The organism is Pseudohaliea rubra DSM 19751, from assembly GCF_000764025.1.
GTDB lineage: Bacteria > Pseudomonadota > Gammaproteobacteria > Pseudomonadales > Halieaceae > Pseudohaliea > Pseudohaliea rubra.
In genome coordinates this window covers 37744-63812 of sequence record NZ_KN234758.1, presented here as the reverse complement: position 1 = coordinate 63812, position 26069 = coordinate 37744, and the positions used below count along the sequence as shown (strand labels likewise).

The 26069-nt window shown below is 69.1% G+C and carries 23 protein-coding genes and 1 other RNA gene; 4 read left to right on the top strand and 20 right to left on the bottom strand.

The genetic code is table 11. From position 1 onward, the window contains the following. The 18 genes from secA to rsmI all read right to left on the bottom strand — a co-directional run. On the bottom strand, positions 1-2615 hold a 2615-nt coding region (gene secA, locus HRUBRA_RS07240; protein ID WP_035515923.1), incomplete at its 3' end, for a preprotein translocase subunit SecA. A 304-nt stretch (positions 2616-2919) separates the two neighbouring features. Continuing rightward, complete coding sequence (ftsZ, locus tag HRUBRA_RS07235) at positions 2920-4110, bottom strand: cell division protein FtsZ (protein ID WP_035515922.1); 1191 nt, start codon at positions 4108-4110, stop codon at positions 2920-2922. A 56-nt stretch (positions 4111-4166) separates the two neighbouring features. Continuing rightward, positions 4167-5378 carry a cell division protein FtsA gene (gene ftsA, locus HRUBRA_RS07230; RefSeq protein ID WP_236629810.1) on the bottom strand — a complete coding sequence of 404 codons (1212 nt, stop codon included), beginning with the start codon at positions 5376-5378 and terminating at the stop codon, positions 4167-4169. Positions 5379-5430: 52 nt separating this feature from the next. Then, the gene (locus HRUBRA_RS07225) at positions 5431-6240 is read right to left on the bottom strand and encodes a cell division protein FtsQ/DivIB (protein WP_035515901.1); all 810 of its coding nucleotides are present in this window, start codon (positions 6238-6240) and stop codon (positions 5431-5433) included. Beyond that, entirely contained in the window at positions 6240-7169 is a 930-nt protein-coding gene (locus HRUBRA_RS07220; RefSeq protein WP_035515899.1) for a D-alanine--D-alanine ligase, read from the bottom strand. Before HRUBRA_RS07220 ends, HRUBRA_RS07225 begins: the two co-directional genes overlap by 1 nt. Further along, positions 7166-8566: a UDP-N-acetylmuramate--L-alanine ligase gene (gene murC / locus HRUBRA_RS07215; protein ID WP_144244420.1), complete on the bottom strand. Its 1401-nt coding sequence runs from the start codon at positions 8564-8566 to the stop codon at positions 7166-7168. The genes HRUBRA_RS07220 and murC overlap by 4 nt, the downstream gene beginning before the upstream one ends. 32 nt (positions 8567-8598) lie before the next feature. Next, the gene (gene murG / locus HRUBRA_RS07210) at positions 8599-9684 is read right to left on the bottom strand and encodes an undecaprenyldiphospho-muramoylpentapeptide beta-N-acetylglucosaminyltransferase (protein ID WP_035515896.1); all 1086 of its coding nucleotides are present in this window, start codon (positions 9682-9684) and stop codon (positions 8599-8601) included. Continuing rightward, entirely contained in the window at positions 9681-10814 is a 1134-nt protein-coding gene (gene ftsW / locus HRUBRA_RS07205; RefSeq protein WP_035515895.1) for a putative lipid II flippase FtsW, read from the bottom strand. Before ftsW ends, murG begins: the two co-directional genes overlap by 4 nt. Next, a complete protein-coding gene (murD, locus tag HRUBRA_RS07200; RefSeq protein WP_035515893.1) occupies positions 10811-12211 on the bottom strand; it encodes a UDP-N-acetylmuramoyl-L-alanine--D-glutamate ligase in 1401 nt (466 codons plus the stop codon). Before murD ends, ftsW begins: the two co-directional genes overlap by 4 nt. A 10-nt stretch (positions 12212-12221) precedes the next feature. Beyond that, a complete protein-coding gene (gene mraY / locus HRUBRA_RS07195; RefSeq protein ID WP_035515892.1) occupies positions 12222-13304 on the bottom strand; it encodes a phospho-N-acetylmuramoyl-pentapeptide-transferase in 1083 nt (360 codons plus the stop codon). Then, a complete protein-coding gene (locus HRUBRA_RS07190; RefSeq protein ID WP_035515891.1) occupies positions 13295-14671 on the bottom strand; it encodes a UDP-N-acetylmuramoyl-tripeptide--D-alanyl-D-alanine ligase in 1377 nt (458 codons plus the stop codon). Before HRUBRA_RS07190 ends, mraY begins: the two co-directional genes overlap by 10 nt. After that, complete coding sequence (locus tag HRUBRA_RS07185) at positions 14668-16140, bottom strand: UDP-N-acetylmuramoyl-L-alanyl-D-glutamate--2,6-diaminopimelate ligase (RefSeq protein WP_035515889.1); 1473 nt, start codon at positions 16138-16140, stop codon at positions 14668-14670. Before HRUBRA_RS07185 ends, HRUBRA_RS07190 begins: the two co-directional genes overlap by 4 nt. Next, entirely contained in the window at positions 16137-17861 is a 1725-nt protein-coding gene (locus HRUBRA_RS07180) for a peptidoglycan D,D-transpeptidase FtsI family protein (protein WP_035515888.1), read from the bottom strand. The genes HRUBRA_RS07185 and HRUBRA_RS07180 overlap by 4 nt, the downstream gene beginning before the upstream one ends. Beyond that, positions 17858-18178, bottom strand: coding sequence for a cell division protein FtsL (gene ftsL / locus HRUBRA_RS07175; protein ID WP_084592518.1), 321 nt, complete (start codon positions 18176-18178; stop codon positions 17858-17860). The genes HRUBRA_RS07180 and ftsL overlap by 4 nt, the downstream gene beginning before the upstream one ends. Continuing rightward, complete coding sequence (gene rsmH, locus HRUBRA_RS07170) at positions 18178-19095, bottom strand: 16S rRNA (cytosine(1402)-N(4))-methyltransferase RsmH (protein WP_035515885.1); 918 nt, start codon at positions 19093-19095, stop codon at positions 18178-18180. The genes ftsL and rsmH overlap by 1 nt, the downstream gene beginning before the upstream one ends. Positions 19096-19124: 29 nt before the next feature. Continuing rightward, positions 19125-19580, bottom strand: a complete 456-nt coding sequence (gene mraZ / locus HRUBRA_RS07165) for a division/cell wall cluster transcriptional repressor MraZ (RefSeq protein WP_035515883.1) — start codon at positions 19578-19580, stop codon at positions 19125-19127. A gap of 742 nt (positions 19581-20322) precedes the next feature. Next, an RNA gene (rnpB, locus tag HRUBRA_RS14680) (RNase P RNA component class A) lies at positions 20323-20685 on the bottom strand. A 42-nt stretch (positions 20686-20727) separates the two neighbouring features. Then, positions 20728-21561: a 16S rRNA (cytidine(1402)-2'-O)-methyltransferase gene (rsmI, locus tag HRUBRA_RS07160; RefSeq protein ID WP_035515881.1), complete on the bottom strand. Its 834-nt coding sequence runs from the start codon at positions 21559-21561 to the stop codon at positions 20728-20730. A gap of 100 nt (positions 21562-21661) precedes the next feature. Between rsmI and HRUBRA_RS14675 the strand changes: the two genes are divergently transcribed. The 4 genes from HRUBRA_RS14675 to HRUBRA_RS07140 all read left to right on the top strand — a co-directional run bounded on the left by HRUBRA_RS14675 (position 21662) and on the right by HRUBRA_RS07140 (position 24980). Continuing rightward, positions 21662-23416, top strand: a complete 1755-nt coding sequence (locus tag HRUBRA_RS14675; RefSeq protein ID WP_052094492.1) for a penicillin-binding protein activator — start codon at positions 21662-21664, stop codon at positions 23414-23416. Positions 23417-23451: 35 nt separating this feature from the next. Further along, positions 23452-23802, top strand: coding sequence for a YraN family protein (locus HRUBRA_RS07150; RefSeq protein WP_035515879.1), 351 nt, complete (start codon positions 23452-23454; stop codon positions 23800-23802). 99 nt (positions 23803-23901) lie between these two features. Next, a complete protein-coding gene (locus HRUBRA_RS07145; protein WP_035515878.1) occupies positions 23902-24387 on the top strand; it encodes a phosphoheptose isomerase family protein in 486 nt (161 codons plus the stop codon). Next, the gene (locus HRUBRA_RS07140; RefSeq protein ID WP_236629809.1) at positions 24384-24980 is read left to right on the top strand and encodes a BON domain-containing protein; all 597 of its coding nucleotides are present in this window, start codon (positions 24384-24386) and stop codon (positions 24978-24980) included. Before HRUBRA_RS07145 ends, HRUBRA_RS07140 begins: the two co-directional genes overlap by 4 nt. Before the next feature lie 22 nt (positions 24981-25002). Here the strand turns inward: HRUBRA_RS07140 and HRUBRA_RS07135 are convergent, their stop codons facing one another. Further along, the gene (locus tag HRUBRA_RS07135; protein ID WP_035515873.1) at positions 25003-25410 is read right to left on the bottom strand and encodes a ClpXP protease specificity-enhancing factor; all 408 of its coding nucleotides are present in this window, start codon (positions 25408-25410) and stop codon (positions 25003-25005) included. Between the two features lie 17 nt (positions 25411-25427). Beyond that, on the bottom strand, positions 25428-26060 hold the full coding sequence (locus HRUBRA_RS07130; RefSeq protein WP_035515871.1) for a glutathione S-transferase N-terminal domain-containing protein: 633 nt from the start codon (positions 26058-26060) through the stop codon (positions 25428-25430). Between the last annotated feature and the right edge of the window lie 9 nt (positions 26061-26069).

Below are 26069 nucleotides of genomic sequence, written 5' to 3'. Positions count from 1 at the left end.
TGGGCGGGGCCGGCACCGCCGGCCGGGGGGGCAGCGGTTTCCTCGGCCAGGGCCGAGGCGGCAGCGTGCTGGAAGGCGAGCTTCTCGCGCTCTGCCGCCTCCCGGCGCCGCTGCTCGATAAGCTCCGACTCGTCCTCACTGCGCACGCGCACGTGGGACAGGAACTTCACCACCTCGTACTTGAGGCTGGAGAGCAACGACTCGAACAGCGCAAAGGACTCGCGCTTGTACTCCTGCTTCGGGTTCTTCTGCGCATAGGCGCGCAGGTGGATGCCCTGGCGCAGGTGGTCCATGGTCGCCAGGTGTTCCTTCCACAGCGTGTCGAGCACCTGCAGCATGATCTGCTTCTCGATCTTGCGCATGTCCGGGCCCACCTGCTCGCTCTTGGCGTCGTAGGCGGCCTGGACGGCCTCCACAATGCGCTCGCGCAGGCCCTGCTCTTCGAGCTTATCGTCCTCGTCGAGCCACTGCTGCACCGGCAGCTCGATGGCGAACTCGGCCTCCAGCTGGCGCTCGAGGCCGGGGATGTCCCACTGCTCCTCAACGCTCATGGGCGGCACGTGGCTGTCGATGGCCTCGTTGACCACATCCTTGCGGATCGCCGTGATCGTGTCGTAGATGTCGGCCTCATCCAGCAGCTCGTTGCGCTGCTGGTAGATGATCTGGCGCTGGTCGTTGGCGACATCGTCGTACTCGAGAAGCTGCTTGCGAATGTCGAAGTTGCGGCCCTCAACCTTGCGCTGCGCCTTCTCGATGGCGTTGGTGACCATGCGGTGCTCGATGGCCTCGCCCTTCTCCATGCCCAGTGCCTGCATAAAGCCCTTGACCCGGTCCGAGGCGAAGATGCGCATGAGGTTGTCTTCAAGGGACAGGTAGAAGCGCGTGACCCCCGGATCGCCCTGGCGGCCGGCCCGGCCCCGGAGCTGGTTGTCGATGCGCCGGGACTCGTGGCGCTCGGTGCCGAGGATATGCAGACCGCCGGCTTCCAAAACCCGCGCCTGCCGCGCCTTCCAGGCCGCGCGCAGTTCCTCCTGCTTCGCCTCGTCGATGTCGCCGGCAGCGGCGAGCTCCGAATCGAGGTTGCCACCAAGGACAATATCGGTGCCGCGGCCCGCCATGTTGGTGGCGATGGTGACCACCCCGGGGCGGCCGGCCTGGGCGATAATCTCCGCCTCCTGCTCGTGGTACTTGGCGTTGAGCACCTTGTGCTCGATCTTCGCCTCGCGGAAGCGCTTCGACAGCTCCTCGGAGTTCTCGACCGACGCGGTACCGACGAGGACCGGCGCGTCCTCGGCGATGCAGGCCTTCACGTCGTCGACGATGGCGTCGAACTTCTCCTCGCGGGTGAGGTACACCAGGTCGTTGAGGTCCTTGCGTACCATCGGCTTGTTGGTGGGGATCACCAGCACCTCGAGGCCGTAGATCTGGCGGAACTCGAAGGCTTCCGTGTCCGCCGTGCCGGTCATGCCGGACAGCTTCTCGTAGAGGCGGAAGTAGTTCTGGAAGGTGGTGGACGCGAGCGTCTGGCTCTCGGCCTGGATAGACACGCCCTCTTTCGCCTCGATGGCCTGGTGCAGGCCCTCGGACAGGCGCCGGCCGGCCATGGTGCGCCCGGTGTGCTCGTCGATGAGCACCACCTGGCCGCCCTGCACGATGTACTCCACGTCGCGGTGGTAGAGCACGTGGGCGCGCAGGCCAGAGTGGACGTGGTGCAGGAGCTGCAGGTTGGTTGCGGCGTAGAGACTGTCGCCCTCCTCGAGGAGCCCGGCCTCGGTGAGCAGCCCCTCGACAAACTCGTGGCCCTCTTCCGTGAGCTCGACCTGGCGCGCCTTCTCGTCGACGTTGTAGTGGCCGGCGTCTTCCTCCGTGGCCGCGCGCAGCCGCGGCACCAGGGTGTTGATGCGCTTGTACAGCTCCGAGCTGTCTTCCGAGGCGCCGGAGATGATCAGCGGCGTGCGCGCCTCGTCGATAAGGATCGAGTCCACTTCGTCGACGATGGCAAAGGCCAGCTCACCCTGGAGCTTGTCGTCCAGGGTGAAGGCCATGTTGTCGCGGAGATAATCGAAGCCGAACTCGTTGTTGGTGCCGTAGATCACGTCGCAGCGGTAGGCGGCGCGCTTCTGCTCCGGCAGCTGGCCGGCGCGGATCACGCCCACCTGCAGACCGAGGAACTCGTAGAGCGGCCCCATCCAGCCGGCGTCCCGGCCGGCGAGATAGTCGTTCACGGTGACCAGGTGCACCGGCTTGCCGGAGAGCGCGTTGAGGTAGGCCGGCAGTGTGGCCACGAGGGTCTTGCCCTCACCGGTGCGCATCTCGGCGATCTTGCCCTCGTGAAGAGCCATGCCACCGATGAGCTGCACATCGAAGTGACGCATGCCGAGCACCCGGCGGCTCGCCTCCCGACAGACCGCAAAGGCGTCCGGGAGCACAGCGTCGAGGCTCTCGCCGGCGCCGAGGCGCTCGCGGAACTCGTCACTTTTGGCCGCCAGCGTGTCGTCGTCGAGGGCCTGCAGGGGCTCCTCGAGGGCATTGATCTTGCGCACGATCTTGCGCAGGCGTTTCAACTCCCGTTCATTGCGGGTGCCGAAGACTTTTTTCAGGGCCTTGTTAATCATCGTCTGTGCTGGTTCCGTAGCGTAGGCAGCGCGCTGCGCCTGCGCCTGGTGCATCGCGCGGCGGGACGCCGGGACGAGGTCATCGGGATGCGCGGGTGCTCCCTCGCGGGTGGCACCGGCCCAGGCCGGGCGCGGCTCTGAGGGTGCCGCAATACAGCCCGGGAGTTTCGCATATCAGCCCGGCGTTTGCCATCGCGATGGCCGGAAAAGACCGGGCGACGCAGGGCCCGTGGCGGGGAGGTCACGGGCAGGATGGGACCCGGGCGCCGCTGTGCAATCGGCGCCCGGGAGATGACCTCGCGGGTCAGTCGGCCTGGCGGCGGAGGAAGGTGGGGATGTCGAAATACTCCCCGCCCACGGCCTCGGCCGTTGCCGGTGCGCCGCCGCCGGTAGCACCGCGACGACGGGCCGGGGGCGTGTCGTAGTCGCGGTAGTCCGGCGTGGCCGGATCCGCCGGAGCTTCTTCCGATGCCTGCGGCTGCGCAGCGGCGCTGCGCCGCGGCGCCGACTCGACCACCTGCAGCGGCGTGCGCGCCGTCTCGGCACCGAGGCCCGTGGCGACCACGGTCACCCGCAGCTCATCGGTGAGTTCCGGGTCGATCACCGTGCCGACCACCACCGTGGCCTCCTCGGAGGCGAACTCCTCAATGGTATCGCCCACTTCGGAGAACTCGCCGAGGGAGAGGTCAAGGCCGGCGGTGATGTTGACCAGGATGCCGCGAGCGCCCTCCAGATCGATGTCGTCCAGCAGCGGGCTGTTGATGGCGCGCTCGGCGGCCTCCCGGGCCCGGTTCTCGCCACGGGAGCTGCCCGTGCCCATCATCGCCATGCCCATCTCGGACATCACCGTGCGCACGTCGGCGAAGTCGACATTGATCATGCCGGGGCGGATGATCAGGTCCGCAATGCCCTGCACCGCGCCGAGGAGCACATTGTTGGCTTCCTTGAAGGCATCGAGCAGGCTCGTGTTCTTGCCGAGCACGTCGAGGAGCTTCTCGTTGGGGATGGTGATCAGCGAATCGACATGCTGCTGCAGTTCCGCAATGCCGTTGTGGGCGATACCGAGGCGCTTCTTGCCTTCGAAGGGAAAGGGCCGGGTGACCACCGCCACCGTGAGGATGCCCAGCTCCCGGGCGACCTCGGCCACCACCGGTGCGCCGCCGGTGCCGGTGCCGCCGCCCATGCCGGCGGTGATGAACACCATGTCGGAGCCGCGCAGCGCGTCGGCGATGCGATCGCGGTCTTCCATGGCCGCCGCCCGGCCGATGTCCGGGTTGGCGCCGGCGCCGAGGCCCTTGGTGATGTCACCGCCGAGCTGCAGCACCGTGCGCGCATCGATGTCCGACAGGGCCTGCGAGTCGGTGTTGGCACAGATAAAGTCCACACCCTCGACGCTGTTCTCGATCATGTGCTTGACGGCGTTGCCGCCGCCACCACCGACCCCGATCACCTTGATTACCGCGTTCTGCGGTACGTTATCGATCAGTTCAAACATGGTCATACTCCCCTTTCTTTGCACAGAGACCGCGCAAAGCGCGGCGTTGAAAATTCCTAAAAATTACTGCCCAGCCACTGGCGCAGGCGGGCCCACCAGCCCGGCCCGGCGTCTCCGGCCGCCAACCCCCGGGACGCCTCGCCCGGGTGCTGCGCCGCGTAGTGCAGCAGCCCGCAGGCGGTGGCATAAACGGGGTTGCGTACGATGTCCGCCATGCCCTGCACCGCCTGCGGATAACCGACCCGCACGGGCATGTGGAAGATCTCCTCGGCGAGCTCGACGACGCCTTCCATCTTCGAGGTTCCGCCGGTGAACACGATGCCCGCGGGCACCATGTCCTCGTAGCCGCTGCGCCGCAGCTCTCCCTGCACCAGGGTGAACAGCTCGTCGTAGCGCGGCTCCACCACCTCGGCGAGGGACTGCCGGGACAGATCCCGGGGCGGCCGGTCGCCGACGCTCGGCACCTTGATGGTCTGGTCCGCGCCGGCGAGCTGGGTCAGCGCGCAGGCGTACTTGATCTTGATATCCTCGGCGTACTGCGACGGCGTGCGCAGGGCCATGGCAATGTCGTTGGTCACCTGGTCCCCGGCGATGGGGATCACCCCCGTGTGGCGGATCGCCCCTTCCGTGAATACCGCGATGTCGCTGGTGCCGCCGCCGATGTCGACGATGCAGACGCCGAGCTCGCGCTCGTCGTCCGTGAGCACCGCGTGGCTGCTGGCCAGCTGTTCGAGGATCACCTCTTCTACCTCGAGGCCGCAGCGGCGAATGCATTTCTCGACGTTTTGCGCCGCGTTCACGGCGCAGGTCACCAGGTGCACCTTGGCCTCGAGGCGGACCCCGGACATGCCCAGGGGCTCGCGGATGCCCTCCTGGTTATCGATCACGTATTCCTGCGGCAGGATGTGCAGCACCTTCTGGTCCGCGGGAATGGCCACCGCCTTCGCCGCATCGAGCACCTGCTCCACGTCTGCCGGCGCCACCTCCTGGTCGCGGATGGCGACAATGCCGTGGGAGTTCAGGCTGCGCACGTGGCTGCCGGCGATGCCCACGTAGACCGAGTGGATCTGGCAGCCGGCCATGAGCTCGGCCTCTTCCACGGCGCGCTGGATCGACTGCACCGTGGACTCGATGTTCACCACCACGCCCTTTTTCATGCCCTTGGACGGGTGGGAGCCGATGCCGACAATCTCGATCTGACCCGAGGCATCCACCTCGCCGACGATGGCGACGACCTTGGAGGTGCCGATGTCCAGTCCGACGATCATGTTCCTGTCCTTTCCGCTTGTTTTTCCGCCCACCATGGCCTCGCCAGCCCTCTCACTGTCCACGTTCCGGATCCACGACGGCGACCTGCGCCGGCTCGTGGAAGGTCACTGCGGCTCCGCTCGCGTAGCGCAGGTCGACGCTGGCGACTACCGGCCCACGGGCCTGGAGATCGTCGCGATACAAGTCGATGAAGCGCTGCACCCGCAGCAGGAATTCCTCGCTGCCGAGACGCAGGCGCAGGCCATCGGCCAGGCGAGCCTCGAGCTGGCCCCGCTCGTCCTGGCGCAGCGCCGTGACCTTCAGGTCCGCCGGCGCCAGCATGTCGCGCAAGCGCTGGTAGTAGTCCATGAGGCGCTCCTGGCTGCCCGGGGGGCCGTCGAGGGTCGGCAGACCCTGCCAGCGCGACGCGGCGCTGGTGCGGAACACCTCGGCCTCGTGATTGAGGAAGCCCTCTTCGCCCCAGTGCGCGATCGGCAGCTGCTCCTGCACGGTGATCTCAAGCGTGTCGGGCCAGCGCCGGCGCACGGCGGCCTCGTAGACCCAGGGCAGGGCCTCGAGATGGCCGCGCAGGGCGGCGAGGTCGGCGCCGACGAAGCCGCCATCGAGGACGCCGGCCACCACCGAGCGCACCTCGTCCCGCTGTACGTTCTCGAGCTTGCCGGCCACGGCGATGCGGCCCACGGGCCTGGCGAGGAGCCCGTCCCAGGCACGCTGCGCAAGCACCGCCACCAGAGCCAGGGCGCAGAGCAGCAGCGCACCGTTGAACCAGCGGCCCACTGCGGCGCGACCGGGAAGCCGCGCCCGCAGGCCGGGCGCCTGGCGCCGGCTCGCTGCCGGTTTGCCCTTGCGACGGACAGCCATCAGCGTGTCCCCCAGGCGCGCAGGCTTTCGACGATAATCCCGGTGACCAGCTCCGCCAGGGTGAGTCCCGCCGCCTGCGCGGCCATGGGCACCAGGCTGTGATCGGTCATGCCCGGGATCGTGTTGGCTTCAAGCAGCTGGAAGCCGTGCACCGGGTCGCGCATGACGTCAACGCGGCCCCAGCCACGGCAGTCCAGACCGGCAAAAGCCGCCAGCGCAAGCTGACCGAGGGCCGCCTCGTCGCCGGCGTCGAGACCGCTCGGCACGTGGTAGCTCGTGTCATCGGCGATGTACTTGGCGTGGTAATCGTAAAAGCCCCGGGCCGCCTGCAGGCGGATGCTCGGCAGCGCCTCGTCACCGAGGATCGCCACCGTGTACTCCGGCCCGTCGATAAAGCGCTCGGCGATCACCCCGCTACCGTGGGCCCGGGCACCGAGGTAGGCCTCGGCCAGTTCCGCCGGCGTGGCCGCCGGCGCCATACCGATGCTCGAACCCTCGCCCACCGGCTTCACGAAAACCCTGCCCAGACGATCGATCACACCATCCCAATCACTGTCCTCGCCAAGCTCCTCAAAGGGCGCCGTGGGCAGCCCCTGGCCCAACCACAGCTGTTTGCTGCGGCGCTTGTCCATGGCCAGGGCGGAGCCGAGCACACCGCTGCCGCTGTAGGGCAGGTGCAAGGTCTCAAGGGTGCCCTGCACGGTGCCGTCCTCGCCGCCGGGGCCGTGCAGCACGTTGAAGACGAAGGCGACGTCTTCGAGGCGCTCGAGCCAGTCCCGGCCCGCCGTGTCGATGCGGCGCACGCGAAAACCCGCGGTTTCCAGGGCCTGCGCAACAGTGGCGCCGCTCTTCAGCGACACCTCGCGCTCCGCCGACTCGCCGCCGAGGAGCACCGCGACCAGACCGTGGCGGATGGTCTCGATCTTCATGGATTCACCCCCGGCAGGCCTTCGGCCGCGAGCTGCCGCGCGAGGCCGGCGATGTCCCCGGCGCCCTGGGTAACGACCACATCGCCGTCCTTGAGCAGCGCCGCAAGCGTCGCCGGTACCGACGCCGCCTCCTTCACGTACACCGGCTCCAGCTGGCCGCGCTGGCGAATGCTCCGCGCCAGGGAGCGGCTGTCGGCGCCGGGCACCGGGCTCTCTCCCGCCGGATAAACCTCGAGGAGCAGCAGCGCGTCGCACGCCGACAGCACGGCAACGAAGTCCTCGTACAGGTCCCGGGTGCGGCTGTAGCGGTGCGGCTGGTAGATCATCACCAGGCGCCGCCCGGGCCAGGCCTGGCGCACGGAGGCGAGGGTCGCACGCACCTCCGTCGGATGGTGGCCGTAGTCGTCGACCAGCAGCGCCGCGCCGTCGTCCAGAGCGAGTTCCCCAAGGAGCGAGAAGCGCCGGCCGACGCCGGCAAACTGCGCCAGACTCGCGACGATGGCCTCGTCGGCAACGCCCTCGTCCGTGGCCACGGCAATGGCCGCCGTAGCGTTCTGCACGTTGTGCCGGCCGGGCATGGCCAGGTCCACGGTAAGGGGCGCCGCGGGTGCCGGCCGCTGCACCGTGAAGCGGGTGCGCAGCCCGTCGCCGCAGAAGTCCGTGATGCGGTAGTCCGCGTCCTCGGCAAAGCCGTAGGTCAGCGTCGGCCGGCCCACCCGGGGCAGCAGCCCGCGCAGCACCGGGTCATCCAGGCAGAGCACGGCGAGACCGTAAAACGGCAGGTTGTGCAGAAAGCCGACGAAGGTCTCCTCGAGGCGGCCGAAGTCGCCGCCGTAGGTTTCCATGTGGTCGGCCTCGATGTTGGTCACCACCGTCACCATGGGCTGCAGATGCAGAAAGGAGGCGTCGCTCTCGTCGGCCTCGGCAATGAGGAAGCGACTGGCGCCGAGCTGGGCGTTGCTGCCAGTGCTGTTCACCCGGCCACCGATGACGAAGGTCGGGTCGAGGCCCGCCGCGGCGAAGACCGCAGCGATCAGGCTCGTGGTGGTGGTCTTGCCGTGGGTGCCGGCCACGGCGATGCCGTGGCGATAGCGCATGAGTTCGGCGAGCATCTCGGCCCGCGGCACCACGGGCACGCGCGCGGCGCGGGCAGCGACGAGTTCCGGGTTATCCGCCGGCACGGCGCTGGAGGTGACGACCACGTCGGCGCCGGCAATGTGCTCGCCGCTGTGGCCGAGGCAGATGGCCACGCCGACGGCCCGCAGGTGATCGGTGACGGTGCTGGCGCGCAGGTCCGAGCCACTGACCGCATAACCGAGGTTTACCAGCACCTCGGCAATGCCGCACATGCCAGTCCCCCCCACGCCGATCATGTGAATCCGGCGCACCCGGCGCATCTCCGGCACCACATAGGCTTCCCCGCCGGCAATCACAGCAGGGCCTCGCAGCGGTCTGCAACGGCGGCGGCCGCCTCCGGACGACCACAGCCGCGGGCGGCGGCCGCCATGGCCGCGAGGCGCGCCGGGTCGCCGGCCAGTTCGCCGATAGCGGCGGCAACGCTCTCGGGGCTCAGGGTGTCCTGGGGACAGAGACGCGCCGCGCCCTGCTCCGCGAGGAAACGCGCATTGTGGTACTGGTGGTTGTCGATGGCGCCGGGAAGCGGCACCAGGAGCGCCGGGCGCCCGGTCACCGCAAGCTCGGCCACCGTCAGCGCGCCGGCGCGGCAGAGCACCAGGTCGGCCCAGCCGTAGGCGCCGGCCATGTCCTCGATATAGGGCGCGCAGCGCGGTGCCGCCGCGCCAAGGGCCGCATAGCGGTCCGCCATGACCTGCTCGTGGGCCGGACCGCACTGGTGCCAGAGCTCTACGGCCACACCGGCTGCGGCAAGGTGCTCGAGCGTTGCCGGGAACAGCCCGTTCAGGGCCCTGGCGCCGAGGCTGCCGCCGAGCACCAGCAGACGCAGGGGCCGGTCGCCCCGGTAGTCCCAGGGCGCCCTCGCCGCCCGGGCCACGAGCTCCGCCCGCACCGGGTTACCGGTCACGGCGCAGTCGCCACGGTTCACAAAGGCCCCGGGGAAACCACAGACCCGCACCTTTGCCAGCGGCGCCAGCAGCCGGTTCGTGGTGCCGGCCACGGCATTCTGTTCGTGCAGCACCAGGGGGCGGCGCAGCAGCCAGCCAACCACCGCGGCGGGCCCGGAGGCATAGCCACCCATGCCCACGAGGCAGCGTGGCCAGCGGCGCAGCAGCAGCAGCAGGGCCTGCACGCAGGCGACGGCGAGGGCGAGCACGCCGCGCACAGTATCGATGGGGCTCTTGCCGCGCAGGCCGCGCACCGCCAGGCAGTGCAGTACGATGCCTGCCGCCGGCACCACCCGCGCCTCGAGGCCGCGGCGCGTACCGATCCACTCCACCCGGTAGCCGCGCTCGCGCAGCTCCTCGGCCACCGCGAGAGCCGGGTAAACGTGGCCGCCGGTGCCACCGGCAAGCATCATCACCAGCGGGGCGGCGCTCATCGGTTGCCTCCGGCGTTCGCGCGCAGGTCATGCTCAATGCGCAGCACGATGGCGAGCAGACAGCAGCTGGTAACCAGCGCCGTGCCGCCATAGCTTATGAAGGGCAGGGTCAGGCCCTTGGTGGGCAGAAGCCCGGAACTCGCCCCCATGTTGATAAAAGCCTGACCGGAGAAGATCAGCGCGACACCGAAGCAGACATAGGCGGCGAAGTCCTCGCCGGCCCGCGCCGCGGCCCGGCCCACGGCGCCGATGCGCAGGATCAGCGCCAGCACCAGGCCAATAAGCAGCGCGGCGCCGACAAAGCCTGTCTCTTCGGCCCAGATGGAGAAGACGAAATCCGTATGCGCCTCCGGCAGGTAGAACAGCTTCTGCACGCTGTTGCCGAGGCCCACGCCAAGCCACTCGCCGCGACCAAAGGCAATCAGCGACTGGATAAGCTGGAAGCCCGTGTCGTAGGGATCCGCCCAGGGGTCCGTGTAGGCGGTCAGCCGCTGCAGTCGATAGGGCGCCGAGAAGATCAGCGCGGCGAGGCCGAGGAGCGACAGGCCGATGACGATGAAAAAGTGCAGCAGCTTCATGCCGGCGAGGAACAGCATGCCGAAGGCTGTGCCCATGACAATCACCGTGGCGCCGAAGTCCGGCTCGAAGAGCAGCAGCAGCGCGATGACCCCGAGCACAAGCATGGGCCGCAAAAAGCCCTGCCAGGTGCTGCGCACGGCGGCCTGCTGGCGCACCAGGTAGCCGGCCAGGAACAGCACGCTCGCCCCCTTGACCAGCTCCGAGGGCTGCAGCGTCAGCGGGCCCAGGGGCAGCCAGCGCTGGCTGCCGTTGACGGATCTGCCAATGCCGGGCACCAGCACCAGGGCCAGCAGCGCCAGGCAGAGCAGCAACCAGAGCCAGGCACTGTCGTACCAGAAACCCGTGGGCACCGCGTACACGACCAGCGCGAGGGCCAGGGCGGCGACGATGTAGCTGCCGTGGCGCTCGGCGTGGTGCCACGGGTTGTTGAATTGCGCCTCGGCATAGCCGATGGAGGCCGAGGTGATGGCAACCAGACCGATCAGCACAAGGGCCAGGCCCAGGCCGGCGAGCACGGGGTCCGCGCGGAGGTAGAGGTCGGCGCGGTTCAAGGCGCACCTCCGGCTTCAATACCGGCAAGGCCCCGAGCGAGCGCCGCAAAGGCATCGCCCCGGGCCTCATAGTTCGGAAACTGGTCAAAGCTGGCGCAGGCCGGAGACAGCAGCACCGTATCGCCGGGCTCTGCCTCGTCCGCCGCGGCGCTGACGGCGGCGGCGAGGTCGTCGCAGCGGGTCACCGGCGTGCTGTCCGCCAGCGCTGCGGCCAGCGCATCGCGGGTCTCGCCGATGGCAAACACGGCCCGGCAGTGTGCCGCCACCGGCCGCTGCAGGCCGCGGAAGTCATCGCCCTTGCCGCGTCCGCCGGCGATAAGCAGCAGCCGCCCGCCGCGGCCCTCTGCGCCGTCCGCGTCGCCGCCCCCAAGGCCCTTCAGGGCTGCGGCGGTGGCCGATACGTTGGTAGCCTTGGAGTCGTTGATCCAGCGCACGCCGTTCCCCTCGGCCACCACTTCGCAGCGGTGCCGCAGGCCGCGGAACGCCATGAGGGCTTCGACCATCGCCTCCCGGGGCAGCCCGGCGGCGTGGCCAAGGGCCAGAGCCGCGAGCGCGTTGGCAGCGTTGTGGCGCCCGGGTATGGGCAGAGCCGCCAGGGGCAGCAGGTTGTCGAAGCCGTGGGCCAGAAATTCCTCGCGGCCCTCCCGGCGGAGGCCGAAGCCATGCAGCTCCGGCTCGCGCAGGCGCCAGCTGGTGAGGGCGAGATCCGAGCGCAACGGCGGGATCGTCAGCGGGTCGTCGCCATGGATCACCGCGTGCCGGCAGCCGTGGAAGATCCGGTGCTTGGCCTGGTGGTAGCGCGGCATGCTGCCGTGGCGGTCCAGGTGGTCCGGGGTGAGGTTGAGCACCGTGGCCACGGCCAGGTCGAGGGAATGGCTGCGCTCCAGCTGGAAGCTGGAGAGCTCGAGGACATAGAGCTCCGTGTCGTCGTCCAGGAGATCCAGCGCCGGGGTGCCGAGGTTGCCACCGACGCCCACGCGGCGCCCGGCGGCCCGGGCCATGGCACCGACCAGCGCCGTCACCGTCGACTTGGCGTTGGTGCCCGTGATGCCGACCACGGGGGCCGACGCTGCCTTCACAAAGAGATCGATGTCGCCGCAGAGCGGTACGCCGCTGGCGACGGCCTGCGCCAGGGGCTCAAGGTCAGGGGCAAGGCCGGGGCTCACCACGAGCTCACTGGCGCCGTCGAGCACGCCCTGGGGCAGCTCGCCGGTAAAAAGGCTGACCTCAGGCATCTCGGCCCGCAGTGTCGCCAGCCCCGGCGGCTCCGGTCGCGTGTCGAGGACGACAAAGGGCTCACCGCGACGATGGAGATAACGCGCCACGGACAGGCCACTGGCGCCGAGGCCTACCACGGCGCGGTAGCGGTTGCTGCTGGCTATGAGATCGCTGGTCATGCCCTCCCCCTCAGCGCAGCTTCAAGGTGGCGAGGCCGAAGAGCACCAGCATCACCGTGATGATCCAGAAGCGGACGATCACCCGTGGCTCCGGCCAGCCCTTCAGCTCGTAGTGATGGTGAATCGGTGCCATGCGGAACAGGCGCTTGCCGGTGAGCTTGTAGGAGGCCACCTGCAGAATCACCGACACGGTCTCCAGCACGAAGATGCCCCCCATGATGAAAAACACGATCTCGTGGCGGGTGACCACCGCCACCACACCGAGGGCCGCGCCGAGGGCCAGGGCGCCCACATCGCCCATAAACACCTGCGCCGGATAGGTGTTGAACCACAGGAAGCCGAGCCCGGAGCCGGCGATGGCGCCGCAGAACACCGCCAGCTCGCCGCTGCCGGCGACATAGGGAATGTGCAGGTATTCGGCAAAGTCCACGTGCCCGGTGAGGTAGGCGATGAGCCCGAGGGCCGTGCCCACGAGCACCGTCGGCAGGATCGCCAGACCGTCGAGGCCATCGGTCAGGTTCACAGCGTTGGAGGCGCCGACGATCACGAAGTAGGTCAGTACCAGGAAAAACGGCCCGAGCTGCAGCACCACATCCTTGAGGAAGGGCACATAGAGCTGCGTCGTCACCGGCGTGTCAAAGGCCGTGTACAGGTAGATGGCGGCGGCGAGGCCGGCGACAGACTGCCAGAGGTACTTCCAGCGCGCCGGCAGGCCGCGGGAGTCGCGCTCCACCACCTTGCGGTAATCGTCTACCCAGCCCACGGTGCCGAAGGCCGCAGTGACCAGCAGGGCGACCCAGACGTAGGCGTTGCCGAGGTCCGCCCAGAGCAGCGTGCTGATGGCAATGGCGACCAGGATCAGGGCGCCGCCCATGGTTGGCGTGCCCGACTTCCCAAGGTGAGTCTCGGGCCCGTCGCTGCGCACTGCCTGGCCGATCTGGTACTGGTTCAGGCGCCGGATCATCGTCGGCCCGACCAGCAGGGAAATCGCCAGCGCCGTACCGGCGGCGAGGATGCCGCGCAGCGTCAGGTACTGGAACACCGTGAAAAAGGCCTCGAAGCGGCTCAGGTAGTCGGTGAGGATCAGGAGCATGCGGCCTCCGAGGTTTCCGGCAGGAGGGCCTGCAGCACCAGTTCCATCCCGGCGCTCCGGGAACCCTTGACCAGCACCGTCGCCGCGGTGCCGGCCCAGTCGTCGGCGGCCGCTGCCGCCTGCTCCCGGGTCGCGTACCAGTGGCCGCCGGGGCCGAAGGCCTCCAGGGCCGGCCGCACGGCGTCACCCACACCGACAAACACGTCGATGCCGCGCTCCCGGGCGCGCCGCCCCATTTCGGCGTGGTAACCGTCGGAGGCCTCGCCCAGCTCGAGCATGGCGCCGAGGGCGAGCACCGTGGGCCCGGCGCAGCTGGCGAGCAGATCAATGGCGGCCCGGACGGAACCGGGGCTGGCGTTGTAGCAGTCGTCGATCACCGTGACCCCGCCGCGACCGCTATGGCGCACGAGGCGCCCGTCCACGGCGCCGGCCAGGGAAAGTCCTGTCGAGATCGCCGCCGGCGCGAGGCCGCAGGCGTGGGCCACCGCTGCCGCCGCGAGGGCGTTGGCAACGTTGTGACCGCCGGGCACGGCCAACTCCACGGCGGCCTCCCCGGCGGGTGTGTGCAGGGTGAAGGCGCTGCCGGCGTCGCCGCGCAGGGCAACAGCGCTGGCGCGGCAGTCGGCATCGTCCACCAGGCCGAAGGTCAGCACCGTGGCGCCGGTTCGCGCAGCCCGCGCGGTCCACTCACCCCGGTAGGACTGATCGGCGTTGACGACCGCGAAGCCATCGGCTGGCAGGCCATCGAAGATCTCGCCCTTGCCCCTCGCCACGCCGTCGACGCTGCCGAAGAACTCGAGGTGCGCCTCCATGGCGTTCAGGAGCACGCTCACCGTCGGCCGCGCCAGCTCACAGAGGTAGGCGATATGGCCGATGCCGCGGGCGCCCAGCTCGATCACCGCAAAGGCGTGCTCCGGCGCCAGGCGCAGCAGCGACAGCGGCACGCCGAGCTCGTTGTTGAGGTTGCCTTCCGTGGCGAGGGTCGGGCCGTGCCCGCCGAGTACCGCTGCGAGCATGCCCTTGACCGTGGTCTTGCCGCAGCTGCCGGTAATGCCCACCAGGGGCGCCGTATACAGCTCCCGGTTGGCGCGGGCGAACTGCCCCAGGGCCCGGGGCACGTCGTCCACCAGCAGCTGCGGCAGCGGGTCATCCACCGGGCCGCTGACGAGGGCGGCGGCGGCACCGGCCTCCCGGGCCCTGGCAAGAAAAGCGTGGCCGTCAACGCGGCTCCCCGCCAGCGCGGCGAAGAGATCGCCGGGGACGACCGCGCGGCTGTCGATGGCGGCGCCGGTAACCGTTGCATCGGTGCCGCAAAGGCGGCCGCCGGTCAACGCAGCGAGCTCAGCGAGGGTGAACGGGCGCATCATGGCATCACCCCCAGGGCCTGGCGGGCGCAGGCAACATCAGAGAACGGCAGCCGCTCACCGCCGATGACCTGGTAGTCCTCGTGGCCCTTGCCGGCGATCAGCACACAGTCGCCGGCGCGGGCGGCCGCAACGGCTGCAGTGATCGCCGCGGCCCGGTCGACCTCGAGGTGGAAGGTACCGCTGCAGCTGGCCGCGATGTCGTCGAGGATGGCCTGCGGCGCCTCGCTGCGCGGGTTGTCGCTGGTGACGAAGACCTCGTCGGCAAAGGCGCAGGCAACGGCGCCCATGGGCGCGCGCTTGCCCGGGTCGCGGTCGCCGCCGCAGCCGAAGACCAGCAGCAGGCGCCCATCGGTCTGCTCCCGCAGCGTCATCAGCACCTTCTCGAGGGCATCGGGCGTGTGGGCATAGTCCACCACCACCTGCAGGCCGCGATCGTTGGGCACTGCCTCGAGGCGACCGGGCGCAGGCCGAAGCCGGCCCAGGGCCTCGAGGACCGGCTCCAGCGCGACGCCGAGGCTGAGTGCCGCGGCCGCCGCCGCGACGACATTGGCCAGGTTGTAGTCACCGACGAGCGGCGCGCGGAAAGGACCGCTGCCCCAGGGCGTGACCAGCGTGCCGCCGACGCCCGCCTGATCCCGCTGCGGAGCGGCAACGGTCACCGCCGCGCCGCGACCGGGCCGCGTGCTCACCGTAAGAGCCGCGCAGTGGGCGGCCAGCGCGCCGCGCACCCGGGCACCAAAGGGGTCATCGAGGTTGATAACCGCATGACGCAGACCCGGATGCCGGAACAGCCGGAGCTTGGCCTCGCCGTAGGCGCGCATGCTGCCGTGGTAGTCCAGGTGGTCCCGGGACAGGTTGGTAAAAATCGCTGTGGTCACCGTGAGACCGTTCACCCGCCCCTGATCAAGGGCGTGGGAGGAGACCTCCAGGGCCGCATGGCCTACGCCCTGATCCCGCCAGGCCGCCAGCTGTGCCTGCAGCGTGACCGCATCGGGCGTGGTAAGGCTTGCAGGGCCGGGGGCGTCGCCCAGGGATGCGCCGAGGGTACCGATAACGCCGCAGGGACGATCGAGGGCGCGCAGCAGCTGGCCGACCAGCTGACTCACGGTGGTCTTGCCATTGGTGCCGGTAACGCCAACCACCGCAAGCTCGCTGCTCGGGTCGTCGAAGAAACGGCTGGCGATGCCGCCGAGCGCCGCGGCGAGATCGTCCACTTCCAGCAGCGGCACTGCGGCCGGGCGATGCGCCGCGGCAACGCCCGCATCGGCCACCACCGCGGCGGCGCCGGCGCGCACTGCCGCCGGGATAAAGGTGCGCCCATCATGTTCACGCCCGCGGCAGGCCAGGAACAGGTCGCCAGGGCGTACCGTCCGGCTGTCGCAGCTGACCCCGGTGACCGTAACCGGCGGTGCGTCCGGCCAGGGCAGCAGTTCGGCGAGGGTCTTTGCGCGCTGCAGTGCGGCGGTCATTCGCCACCCCCGGCCATTGCCAGGGCCTCTTCGGGAGCCAGCACGCTCCCCGGCGGCACGTTCAGCAGCCGCAGGGCACCGCGGGCCACCCGGGCGAAGACCGGCGCCGCCGCGGCGCCACCGCCGTAGCGGTCACCCTGCGGCCGGTCGAGAATGACGACGGTGACAAAGCGCGGGTCTTCCACTGGCGCCAGGCCGGCGAAGAGGGCCACATACTGGCTATCGAGATAGCCGCTGGCGCCGACCTTGTGCACCGTGCCGGTCTTGCCACCGACGGCGTAACCGTCGACGCGGGCGAGGTGCCCGGTGCCATCCTTCCCGGTAACGCCGTGCAGCACCTCCCGGACCTCCAGGGCAATGCCTGGCTCGAGCACCCGTTCGCCGACGAGCTCACCGGGATCCCGGCGCAGCAGCGAGAGCTGCGGCAGGATGCCGCCGCTCGCAAAAACGCTGTAGGCCCGGGCGAGCTGCAGCGGCGACGCGGTGAGGCCGTAACCGAAGGCCAGGGTCACTTCCTCGATCTGCCGCCAGCGCGGCCGGTTCGGCAGCAGGCCCGCACTTTCCCCGGGGAAACCCGTTCCCGGCGGCTGGCCCAGACCGAAGCGCTGGAACACGTCCCAGATCGGCTCCCGGCCCAGTTCCAGGGCGAGCTTGGTGATGCCGACCTGGCTCGATTTGGCGATGACCCGCGCCAGGGTCAGCTCGCCGTAGTTGCGCGGATCCGGGAACACCTTGCGGCCCACGCGGATGCGGCCGGGGGAGGTATCGATGATCGAATCGACCGCGTAGCGGCCGCTCTCGAGGGCCGCCACAAGGGTCAGCGGCTTCATGGTGGAGCCGGGCTCGAAGACATCGGTCATGGCGCGGTTGCGGGTGCCGCCGGGCACCAGCTCTTCGCGATTGTTCGGGTTGTAGATCGGGTGATTGACCATGGCCAGCACCTCCCCCGAATGGGCGTCGAGGGTGACGATGGAGCCGGCCCGGGCACCGGTGAGGGCAATGGCGCGCTGCAGCTCGGCGTGCTGCAGGTACTGCAGGCGCAGGTCGATGGACAGCTGCAGGCTGCGTCCGGGCCGCGCCTCCTCGATGACGCCGATGTCGCGGATCGCCTCACCCTTCATGTCCTTGATGTACTGCTTCTTGCCAGGGGCGCCGCGCAGCCAGTCGTCGTAGGCCATCTCGAGGCCGGCGATGCCTTTGCCGTCGGTGTTGGTAAAGCCCACCAGCTGGCCGGCGACTTCCCCGGCCGGGTAGAAGCGCCGGTACTCCCGCGCGCCGCGCACCCCCGGAAAACGCAGGGCCAGGATGCGTCGCGCCTCCGCGGGCACTTCCTGCCGGCGCAGGTACATGAAGCCCTTGCCGGCGTAACGTTCGAGGCGATCCTCGAGCTCTTGCTGCGGCATATCCAGCGCCGCGGCGAGGGGACCAAGGTCCTCGACGGTGGCCAGTATCTTCGGGTTGGCATAGAGGGAGATAACCGGTGTACTCACTGCCAGCGGCTCGCCGCGGCGGTCGGTGATCAGGCCGCGGTAGGCCGGTATCTCCGCCGTGCGCACGGCGCGCGCGGCGCCCTGGCTCTGCAGGAAGGCGCGACCGCCGTCAACTTCGAGCACCTGCAGGTAGATGACCCGGCCCAGGAGCGCGGCGAACATCGCCAGCAGTACGCCGAAGAGAAGATACAGGCGCCAGGGGGTGACGGCGGAAGCGGGCACGCGGCTCATCGTTTCAGCACCCGCAGCTGTTCGAGGGTGGGCGGCGCCATGGCCATGTCGCGCTCGGCGACCTGTTCGACCCGGTGCGGCGAGGCCCAGGTGCTCTGCTCGAGCAGCAGACGGCTGTACTCCTCATCCAGATACCAGCGCGTGGCCTCAAGGTCCTGCAGCCGGGCATAGAGCTGGCGGCACTCGTGGGTGGCATACACCACGCTGAAGCTGCTGCCCAGAGCAAGGACCAGCAGCGCAAGCGCAAGGCGCCAGCCACGGGGGGGCGCAGCCTTAGCGGACGCTGGCAGGCTGGCCTGTCGACGCGTTGCGGCCATCAGGCGAGGCGCTCCGCAGTCCGCATGATGGCGCTGCGCGCCCGGGGGTTGTCGGCAACCTCCGCCTCGCTCGCCCGCAATGCCTTGCCGACGATGTGCAGCGGGCGCGGCTGCTCGCTGTCGCGAATCGGCACGCCCCGGGGCAGCGTTTCGCCGCGGGCGAGGTCGCGCATGAAGCGCTTGACCATGCGGTCTTCGAGGGAGTGGAAGCTGATGATCACCAGCCGCCCGCCCACCCGGAGCAGGCCGAGGGCACTGTCGAGGAGGACGCGCAGGTCCTCGAGCTCGCCGTTGATCCAGATACGGATGGCCTGGAAGGAGCGCGTGGCCGGATGCTTGTGCTTTTCCCAGCGCGGGTTGGCGTCGCTGACGATCTGCGCCAGGCGGCCGGTGGTTTCGATCGGCGCCTCGCTGCGGGCGCGGACGATGGCCCCGGCAATACGGCGGGCGAAGCGTTCCTCGCCCAGCTCTTTTAAGACCCGGGCGATCTCGGCCTCCGCTGCGTCAGCGAGCCACTCGGCGGCAGTGGCGCCGCGGGTCGTGTCCATGCGCATGTCCAGGGGGCCGTCTTCGCGGAAGCTGAAGCCACGGCCGGGCTCGTCGAGCTGCGGGCTCGACACGCCGAGGTCCAGGAGGATGCCATCAACGCCCTCGGCGCCGCGGGTGGAGAGGACCCCCGGCAGCGCTGCGAAGGAGCCCTGAAAAAAACTGAAGCGGCGGTCAACCGCTGCGAGGTCGGCGGCCGCGGCCGCGGCAGCCGGGTCTTTGTCTACCGCAAGCAGCTGGCCTTCCGGACCGAGGTGCTCAAGGATCGCCCGGCTGTGTCCGCCGCGACCGAAAGTGCCGTCCACGTAGACGCCGTCGTGCGCGGTCACCAATGCCTCCACCGCTTCCCGCAACAGGACTGTTTCGTGCATTGCCGCTCCCCTCTGTGCAGGATGGCCCACTAGAGCGTCAGGGACATGAGTTCTTCCGGCAGCTCGCCGTCAGCGCCGGATTCCAGCAGTGCCTTGTCGCGCTCTGCCAGCCACAGGTCTTCGGCCCAGAGTTCGAGCTTGTTGCCCTGGCCGACGACGACCAGCTTTTTGTCCATCTGCGCGTACTCGCGCAGGGACTGGGGCAGCAGCATGCGGCCGTTGGCATCGAGCTCGAGATCACTGGCGTAGCCAAGGGTGAGGCGCTGGAAGCGGCGAATGGCGGGTTTCATGGCCGGCAGGGCCTGTACTTCACGCTCGAAGCGCTCCCACTCGGGTAGCGGATAGATGACAAGGCATGTGGCCTGGGTATCGATGGTGACAACGACACGGCCTTCGCAGCTGTCGTGCAGCGACTCGCGCTGGCGCGCAGGGACGGCGAGCCGCCCCTTCGCGTCCATGCTGATGTGCTGCACCCCTCGAAACACTGCAATCTCCCACCACGCCGGCGTTTTTCCCACAAAACACCAACATTACCCACTTATCACCACTTCTCGACACTATAGGTGTCGCCAAATCGCCCTGTCAAGGCACATGCGCTCTGAAAACTGCTTGAATTTCAGTAAATTAGCGGCGACACCGGCGGTGGAGGGTGGCTTTTCCCGGGTGGTGAGATAGAGAAATAAAACGTAAAAACAGTCCGCTAACTGACGTTCCTGAGTATCTACTTTAACTTTGAGGCGGTTTTCGCTTAACTGCGGGGTTTGTTAGCGCAACAAAGTCTATGTGGCCGCAGGTTACGATGCTGGCTGCTAGTCATGGGCCGCGGCGGCCCGGTTTGTCGCGGATTTCCGGGCCGGCGGCGGGAGAGTGCCCCCAGTCGCTCCCCGATACACGCTTTGTGGGGGCACTCTCCCACCGCCGGCCCTACCGCACAGCCCGAAGCCCCACCGCACCGCCACACCGCCACACCGCCACACCGCCACACCGTGGGGCAGAATTACGCCTGCAACGAGCGCATCAAGAAGCAAAGAGGTACGCCGGCGGCAGATGCACACGACACGCAAGGGGCGAGGGCGGGAGTCTTCTTTCACAAAGCGTGTAACGGGGAGCGACTGAAAGAAGACTGCCGCCCTCGCCCCGTCACTACGCGAGTACCTTCACGCAGGCACCTTCACGCCAGTACCTTCGGCCAGGGTAAGGAGAAAGCGGGAAAGCGGGAAAGCGGGAAAAAAGAGTCGGTCTGTAAGCCGGGTTCTGTCGAGGACGATCATTCATCTATGACAGGCGTCGCCGCCTGTCTTTAGCGACCTACCCGAATCCACTGCGGGCCGCAGCGTGCGGATTCCTATTTGGTCTTGCTCCAGGTGGGGTTTACCATCGCCGCGCCTGTTGCCAGCCGCGCGGTGCGCTCTTACCGCACCTTTTCACCCTTACCGCGTACACGAAGTGCGCGGCGGTATCCTTTCTGTTGCACTTTCCGTAGGCTCGCGCCCCCCAGGCGTTACCTGGCACCCTGCCCTGTGGAGCCCGGACTTTCCTCTCCCCGGTTGCCATCACTGGCATCCGGGCAGCGATCGCCCGACCGACTCGGCGGCAAGCCTACGCCTCGCCCCCGGGCCGCGCAAGCACTGATCAGTCCTCCTGCGCCAAAAGCCAACTGTAAAGACGATTCTTGCGCACACCGCTATAGGCCGACAACAGCTGCGCCACCCGCTTCGCCGGCAGCTCGCGGGCGAGTTCGCGGGCGAGCTCGCCGAGGGCCGTGTCGATCTCGGCCTCAACCTCGGCACAGCCGGCGACCAGGAGCACAATCTCGCCCCGGCGCTGATCCGCATCACCGGCGACGAAATCCCGGAGTGTCCCGAGCGGTGCCCGGCGGACAGTCTCGAAGGCCTTGCTGAGCTCCCGGGCAAGCACCGCCTCGCGCTCGGCGCCGAAAGCCTCAAGGAGCGCCTCCAGCGTCGCGAGCACCCGGTGCGGCGCCTCGTAGAAAACCAGCGTCGCCGTCTCCGACTCCAGCGCAGCGAGCCGTGCTGCCCGGGGCCCGGCCTTCGCCGGCAGGAAGCCCTCAAAGCGGAAACGATCGCTCGGCAGGCCCGCGGCACTGAGGGCGGTGATCGCGGCGCAGGGACCGGGGACCGGCACCACCGGCAGGCCGCGATCCTGGGCCAGGCGCACCAGGCGATAGCCCGGATCGGACACCAGAGGCGTCCCCGCATCAGAAACGAGGGCCACCGCCTCGCCCGCGGCAATGCGGTCGCAGAGGCGGTCTGCAGCCGCGGCGTCACTGTGTTCGTGATAGGCCGTGAGGCGGCTGTCGATGCCGTGGTGCGTGAACAGGCGGCGGGTGTGGCGGGTATCTTCGGCCGCGACCAGATCGGCGCCGTCGAGGACCGCAAGGGCCCGGGGGCTGAGGTCACCGAGGTTGCCGATGGGGGTGGCGACGATGTAGAGGCCCGATTCCATGTGCCGCTTTGTCCCTTATAATGACGGGTTTACGCGGGGTCCCGCGGCGCCGGCGCGCGCGGCGCCGGGCCCGGCCACCGCCGGCGGAGCGAAGCATAGCATGACGGCCGACATACGCCCTGCAGCCCGATGGCTGGCCCTTGCCACCTGCCTGGCCCTTGCTGCCTGCGGCACCCAGCCCACCTCACGCACCCCGCAGCCGGCGCCGACCCCGGAGTCCGGCGCGGATCGCGGCCTCACCCCGCTGCCCGGCAGCGATAAAAGCCCCCTGGCGGACCTGTTTGCACCGGCCATGGCGGCCCTCGACCGGGGCGACTGGCTGAGCGCGCAGCTCGCCCTGCCGAAGGCTGCGGACGGGGCCCCGCCGGATGCGGAATTCGAGGCCTGGACGGCCCTGATCGCCGCCCGCACGGCGTACCTGCGGGGTGATCTTGAGGGCCTGGAGGAGGCCCTCGGCGCCGCGGCCTGGCCAACGGCTTCGCGGGACCTGCGCCGGCAGCGCCTTGCCCTGGAGCGGCGCCAGGCGCTGCTCAATCGCGATCACCTGGCGAGCGCGCGGCTGGCCGACCGCGCCCTCACCCTGTACCCGACTGAGGATCCGGCCCACAGCGCGCTCGCCCGCGCGCTCTGGCGGGACCTTCACTTCCTCGATGATGAGGCCCTGGCCGCCGCCGCCCGAAACGCCTCGCCTTCCTTCCGCGGCTGGCTGGCGCGCCTGGAGGTCACCCGCGGCGAACGCGCGGAGGCAGACTGGCAGCGTCGGTACCCCGATCACCCGGCGGCGGCCATACCCCTGCCGGCAGCCACTGCCGCGCCCCCGCGTCATATTGCCCTGCTCCTGCCCCTGAGCGGACGCCTGGCGGCCGCCGCTTCGGCGGTACGTAACGGCTTTCTGGCGGCCCATTTTGCCGAAGGCAGTGAACGCCCGGCGCTGTCGATCATCGATACGACACGCTTCCCCGGCGCAGCGGCCGCCTACGAGGCTGCCGTGGCCGAGGGCGCGGAGCTGGTGGTCGGCCCCCTGACCAAAACCGCCGTCGCTGAGGTACTCGCGCAGCCACAGCTGCCCGTGCCGGTGCTCGCCCTGAACCACGGCAGCGAGCTCACCTCTGAAGCGGGACTGCAGTTTGCTCTCGCCCCCGAGGACGAGGCCCGGGAAATCGCCCGCCGCGCCCTTGGCGCCGGCCACCGCCGGGCCCTGCTCCTGCGCCCGGCGGGCCAGTGGGGCGACAAAGTCGCAGCGGCTCTCGGCGAGGCCTTCACCGCCGGCGGCGGCACCATCGCCGCAAGCGCCTCCTTCGCCAGCCGCGAAAGCCATTCGGACGCCATCGAGCGCGCGCTGCAGCTGGATCAGAGCGCCGCCCGGGGGGCTGCGGTGCGCCGGCTCCTCGATCGCGCTACGGTGCTTGCGGGACGGCGCCGGCAGGACCTGGACGTGGTGTTCATGCTCGCTCCGGCAACGGAGACCGCGAAGTCACTGAAGCCGCTGATCGCTTACCACTACGCCGGCGACCTGCCCGCCTATGCGACCTCCGCCGCAAACAGTGCAGAGGTCACCAGCGGTGACCGGGATCTCAGCGGCCTGCAGCTGGTGGAGCTGCCCTGGTTTCTCGGCGAACGGGCTGACCTGCGCGCGGCCATTGCCGACGCCGGGCTCCGCGGCGCGGGTCTCAGCCGGCTGCAGGCCCTCGGAGCCGACGCGCAGCAGCTGGCCCTGCGCTACGGCGAGCTCGCCCCCGGCGGCCCCCTGGTCCTCCACGGGGCTACCGGCAAGCTCACCGTCAACAGCCGCGGCGAGATCGAGCGCGGTCTCCCCCTGGCCACCTTTGGCCGCGGCGGCCTGCGCTCGGACTAGCTAGAATCGGCGGGTGTGCCCCCGGAGCCCAGCCCATGCCTAACGGTGATGACTATGAGGCCGCGACCGCACGCTGGCTGGCGGCCCGCGGCAGCCGCATTCTGACGCGCAACTACCGCTGCCGGGCCGGCGAGCTCGACATCGTCGCCCTCGCCGGCGGCCAGCTGCGCTTCGTGGAGGTTCGCGCCCGCAGCAACCCGCGCTTTGCCAGCGCTGCCGCGAGCGTTGACGCCCGCAAGCAGGACAGGCTGCGCCGCACGGCCGCGCACTTTCTCGCCTGCCGCTGGCGCGGCGCCATGCCGCCCTGCCGCTTCGACGTGGTAGTCTGGGAACCGGACGCGCAGTCCGGTAAGCTTCGCCCCCGTTTGATCGAAAACGCTTTCTGAGGACCGGCCAGCCCGGCCACGTGCGGAGACAGCACCCTGGACCAGTACCCGGAGATCGCCAGCCACTTCCAGGCCCTGCTGGAGACCACCAGCCTGTCGGTGGATGTCATCGCCGGGCCTCTTGAAGCGGCCGCCGCCGCGGCGACCGGCTGTCTTCTGGAAGGGGGTACGGTGCTCTGCGCGGGCACCGGGCCGGACCGCGCCCTCGCCCGCTATGCGGCAGACCGCCTTATGCTCGGGGCCGTAGCGGAGCGACCCGCACTGCCTGCGGTGGCCGTGACGGACCCCGCCGACTCTGCCGGACCCTGGCGGGAAGTGCGCGCCCTGGCCCGTCCCGGGGACCTGGTCCTCGCCCTGGACAGCGGTGACGGCAGTGCCCTTACCGGTGCTCTCGGCGCAACAGCTGCGGGGAACCCGGCCCTTGTGCTCCTGTCTTACGAAGGCTGCCCGGGGCTTGCGGGGGCAGGCGACGACAGCATCGTCATCGCCCTCCCCGCCGCGCCCCGGGACCAGCTCCTGACCCTGGAGGCCATGGCCCTCGGCTGCCTCTGCCACCTGATTGAAAGCAACCTCTTCGGCTCATGATGACATCCCAGACCCGCCATACCCTGCTCGCCCTGCTCCTGCCCCTGTTGTTTGCCTTCGGCGGCGCGGCGGGCTGCACGCAGATCCTGGTCGCCTCGGAGGCGAACACCATTGAAGAGAAGCCCGGGGAGCGCACCTTCGCCCGGCGCATCGCCGACGAGAGCATCGAAATCAAGGCGGTGGTAAACATGCACGCGGCCGACGAGGGCTTCGACAGCGCCCACCTGGTGGTGGTGAGCTACAACGGTTATGTGCTCGTAGCCGGCCAGGTCGCGAGCGAAGAACTGAAGGGCAAGGCGACGCAGGTGGTGCGCGAGCTGCGGGAGGTGCGACGGATCTACAACGAACTCGAGGTGGCAGCACCCAGCTCGGCCATGACACGGGCCTCCGACACCTGGATCACCACCAAGGTGAAGACCTGGCTGGTCGGCAAACCGTCTACGCCGGGGCTGCGCACCAAGGTCGTGACGGAGAACGGCGTGGTCTACCTCATGGGTATGGTGACCGCCGAGGAAGCCGACCGCATCGCCACGATGGCGGCAGAAATCTCCGGCGTGCAGCGGGTCGTGCGGCTCTTCGAGCTGATTGAATGACCGCGGCGGCAGCCGCCGCAGGCTACTTCACCACCGTCAGCGAGGGGCGCCGGGCCGCAGGGCGGTCGTCACTCCCCGGACCGTCGGCCGGAGACGGACCGCCTTCCGGCGGTTCCGGCGGCTCATCGGGCTCGAAGACCATCCCCTGCCCGTTTTCCCGCGCGTAGATGCCGAGCACCGCTGTCACCGGAAAGGCCACATCCGTGGGCCGACCGCCGAAGCGCCCATTGAAGGTAACCCGGTGATTCGACAGATGCAGATCGATAACCGCCGTCGGCGATACGTTGAGAACAATCTGGCCGTCCTTCACATACTCCGACGGGACCTCGACCCCCGGCTGCGTCGCGTCCACCAGGATGTGGGGCGTGCAGTCGTTGTCGACGATCCAGTCGTAGAGGGCGCGAAGAATGTAGGGCCGGCTTGAAGTCACGGAGTGCGCGCCCGCGCTCAGAGGCGCAGCTCCCGCTCCTGCTCCGAGAGGCTCTGCTGGAAGGACTCCCGATTGAACAGGGCATCCATATAGGCCAGCAGGGGCTTGGACTGCTTGCTCGGACGGATATCCACGCCCAGGGAGGGCAGACGCCAGAGTATCGGCGCAATGCAACAGTCAACGAGGGTGAACTCGTCATTCATGAAGAAAGGCTTCTCGGCGAAAATCGGCGCAATCGCCAGAATGCTCTCCCGCAGTTCCTTGGTCGCCTTCTTGACCACGTTGTCGCTGCGGGAATTCTGAATCGACTCGATCAGGGTGCACCAGTCTTTCTCGATGCGCCACATAAACAGGCGGCTCTCCGCCCGCGCCACCGGGTAGACCGGCAGCAGCGGCGGGTGCGGGAAGCGCTCATCGAGGTACTCCATCATCACGTGGCTCTCATAGAGCACCAGGTCACGATCCACCAGGGTGGGCATGGAGTTGTAGGGGTTCAGATCCCCGAGCTCCGCCGGCGGATGCGCCGTGTCGCCCTCGACGAGATCCACCGTGACGCCCTTTTCTGCGAGCACAATGCGGACCCGATGGCTGTAATGGTCTGTTGGATCGGAGAAAAAAACCATTGAAGACCGTTTGGTTACTACGCCCATGTCACTTTC

Coding starts and splice junctions, on each gene's coding strand:
- ftsZ (WP_035515922.1), bottom strand. CDS start 4,110: ATGTTTGAACTGATCGATAACGTACCGCAGAACGCGGTAATCAAGGTG.
- ftsA (WP_236629810.1), bottom strand. CDS start 5,378: ATGATCGTCGGACTGGACATCGGCACCTCCAAGGTCGTCGCCATCGTC.
- HRUBRA_RS07225 (WP_035515901.1), bottom strand. CDS start 6,240: ATGGCTGTCCGTCGCAAGGGCAAACCGGCAGCGAGCCGGCGCCAGGCG.
- HRUBRA_RS07220 (WP_035515899.1), bottom strand. CDS start 7,169: ATGAAGATCGAGACCATCCGCCACGGTCTGGTCGCGGTGCTCCTCGGC.
- murC (WP_144244420.1), bottom strand. CDS start 8,566: ATGCGCCGGGTGCGCCGGATTCACATGATCGGCGTGGGGGGGACTGGC.
- murG (WP_035515896.1), bottom strand. CDS start 9,684: ATGAGCGCCGCCCCGCTGGTGATGATGCTTGCCGGTGGCACCGGCGGC.
- murD (WP_035515893.1), bottom strand. CDS start 12,211: ATGACCAGCGATCTCATAGCCAGCAGCAACCGCTACCGCGCCGTGGTA.
- mraY (WP_035515892.1), bottom strand. CDS start 13,304: ATGCTCCTGATCCTCACCGACTACCTGAGCCGCTTCGAGGCCTTTTTC.
- HRUBRA_RS07190 (WP_035515891.1), bottom strand. CDS start 14,671: ATGATGCGCCCGTTCACCCTCGCTGAGCTCGCTGCGTTGACCGGCGGC.
- HRUBRA_RS07185 (WP_035515889.1), bottom strand. CDS start 16,140: ATGACCGCCGCACTGCAGCGCGCAAAGACCCTCGCCGAACTGCTGCCC.
- HRUBRA_RS07180 (WP_035515888.1), bottom strand. CDS start 17,861: ATGAGCCGCGTGCCCGCTTCCGCCGTCACCCCCTGGCGCCTGTATCTT.
- ftsL (WP_084592518.1), bottom strand. CDS start 18,178: ATGGCCGCAACGCGTCGACAGGCCAGCCTGCCAGCGTCCGCTAAGGCT.
- rsmH (WP_035515885.1), bottom strand. CDS start 19,095: ATGCACGAAACAGTCCTGTTGCGGGAAGCGGTGGAGGCATTGGTGACC.
- rsmI (WP_035515881.1), bottom strand. CDS start 21,561: ATGGAATCGGGCCTCTACATCGTCGCCACCCCCATCGGCAACCTCGGT.
- HRUBRA_RS14675 (WP_052094492.1), top strand. CDS start 21,662: ATGACGGCCGACATACGCCCTGCAGCCCGATGGCTGGCCCTTGCCACC.
- HRUBRA_RS07150 (WP_035515879.1), top strand. CDS start 23,452: ATGCCTAACGGTGATGACTATGAGGCCGCGACCGCACGCTGGCTGGCG.
- HRUBRA_RS07140 (WP_236629809.1), top strand. CDS start 24,384: ATGATGACATCCCAGACCCGCCATACCCTGCTCGCCCTGCTCCTGCCC.
- HRUBRA_RS07130 (WP_035515871.1), bottom strand. CDS start 26,060: ATGGGCGTAGTAACCAAACGGTCTTCAATGGTTTTTTTCTCCGATCCA.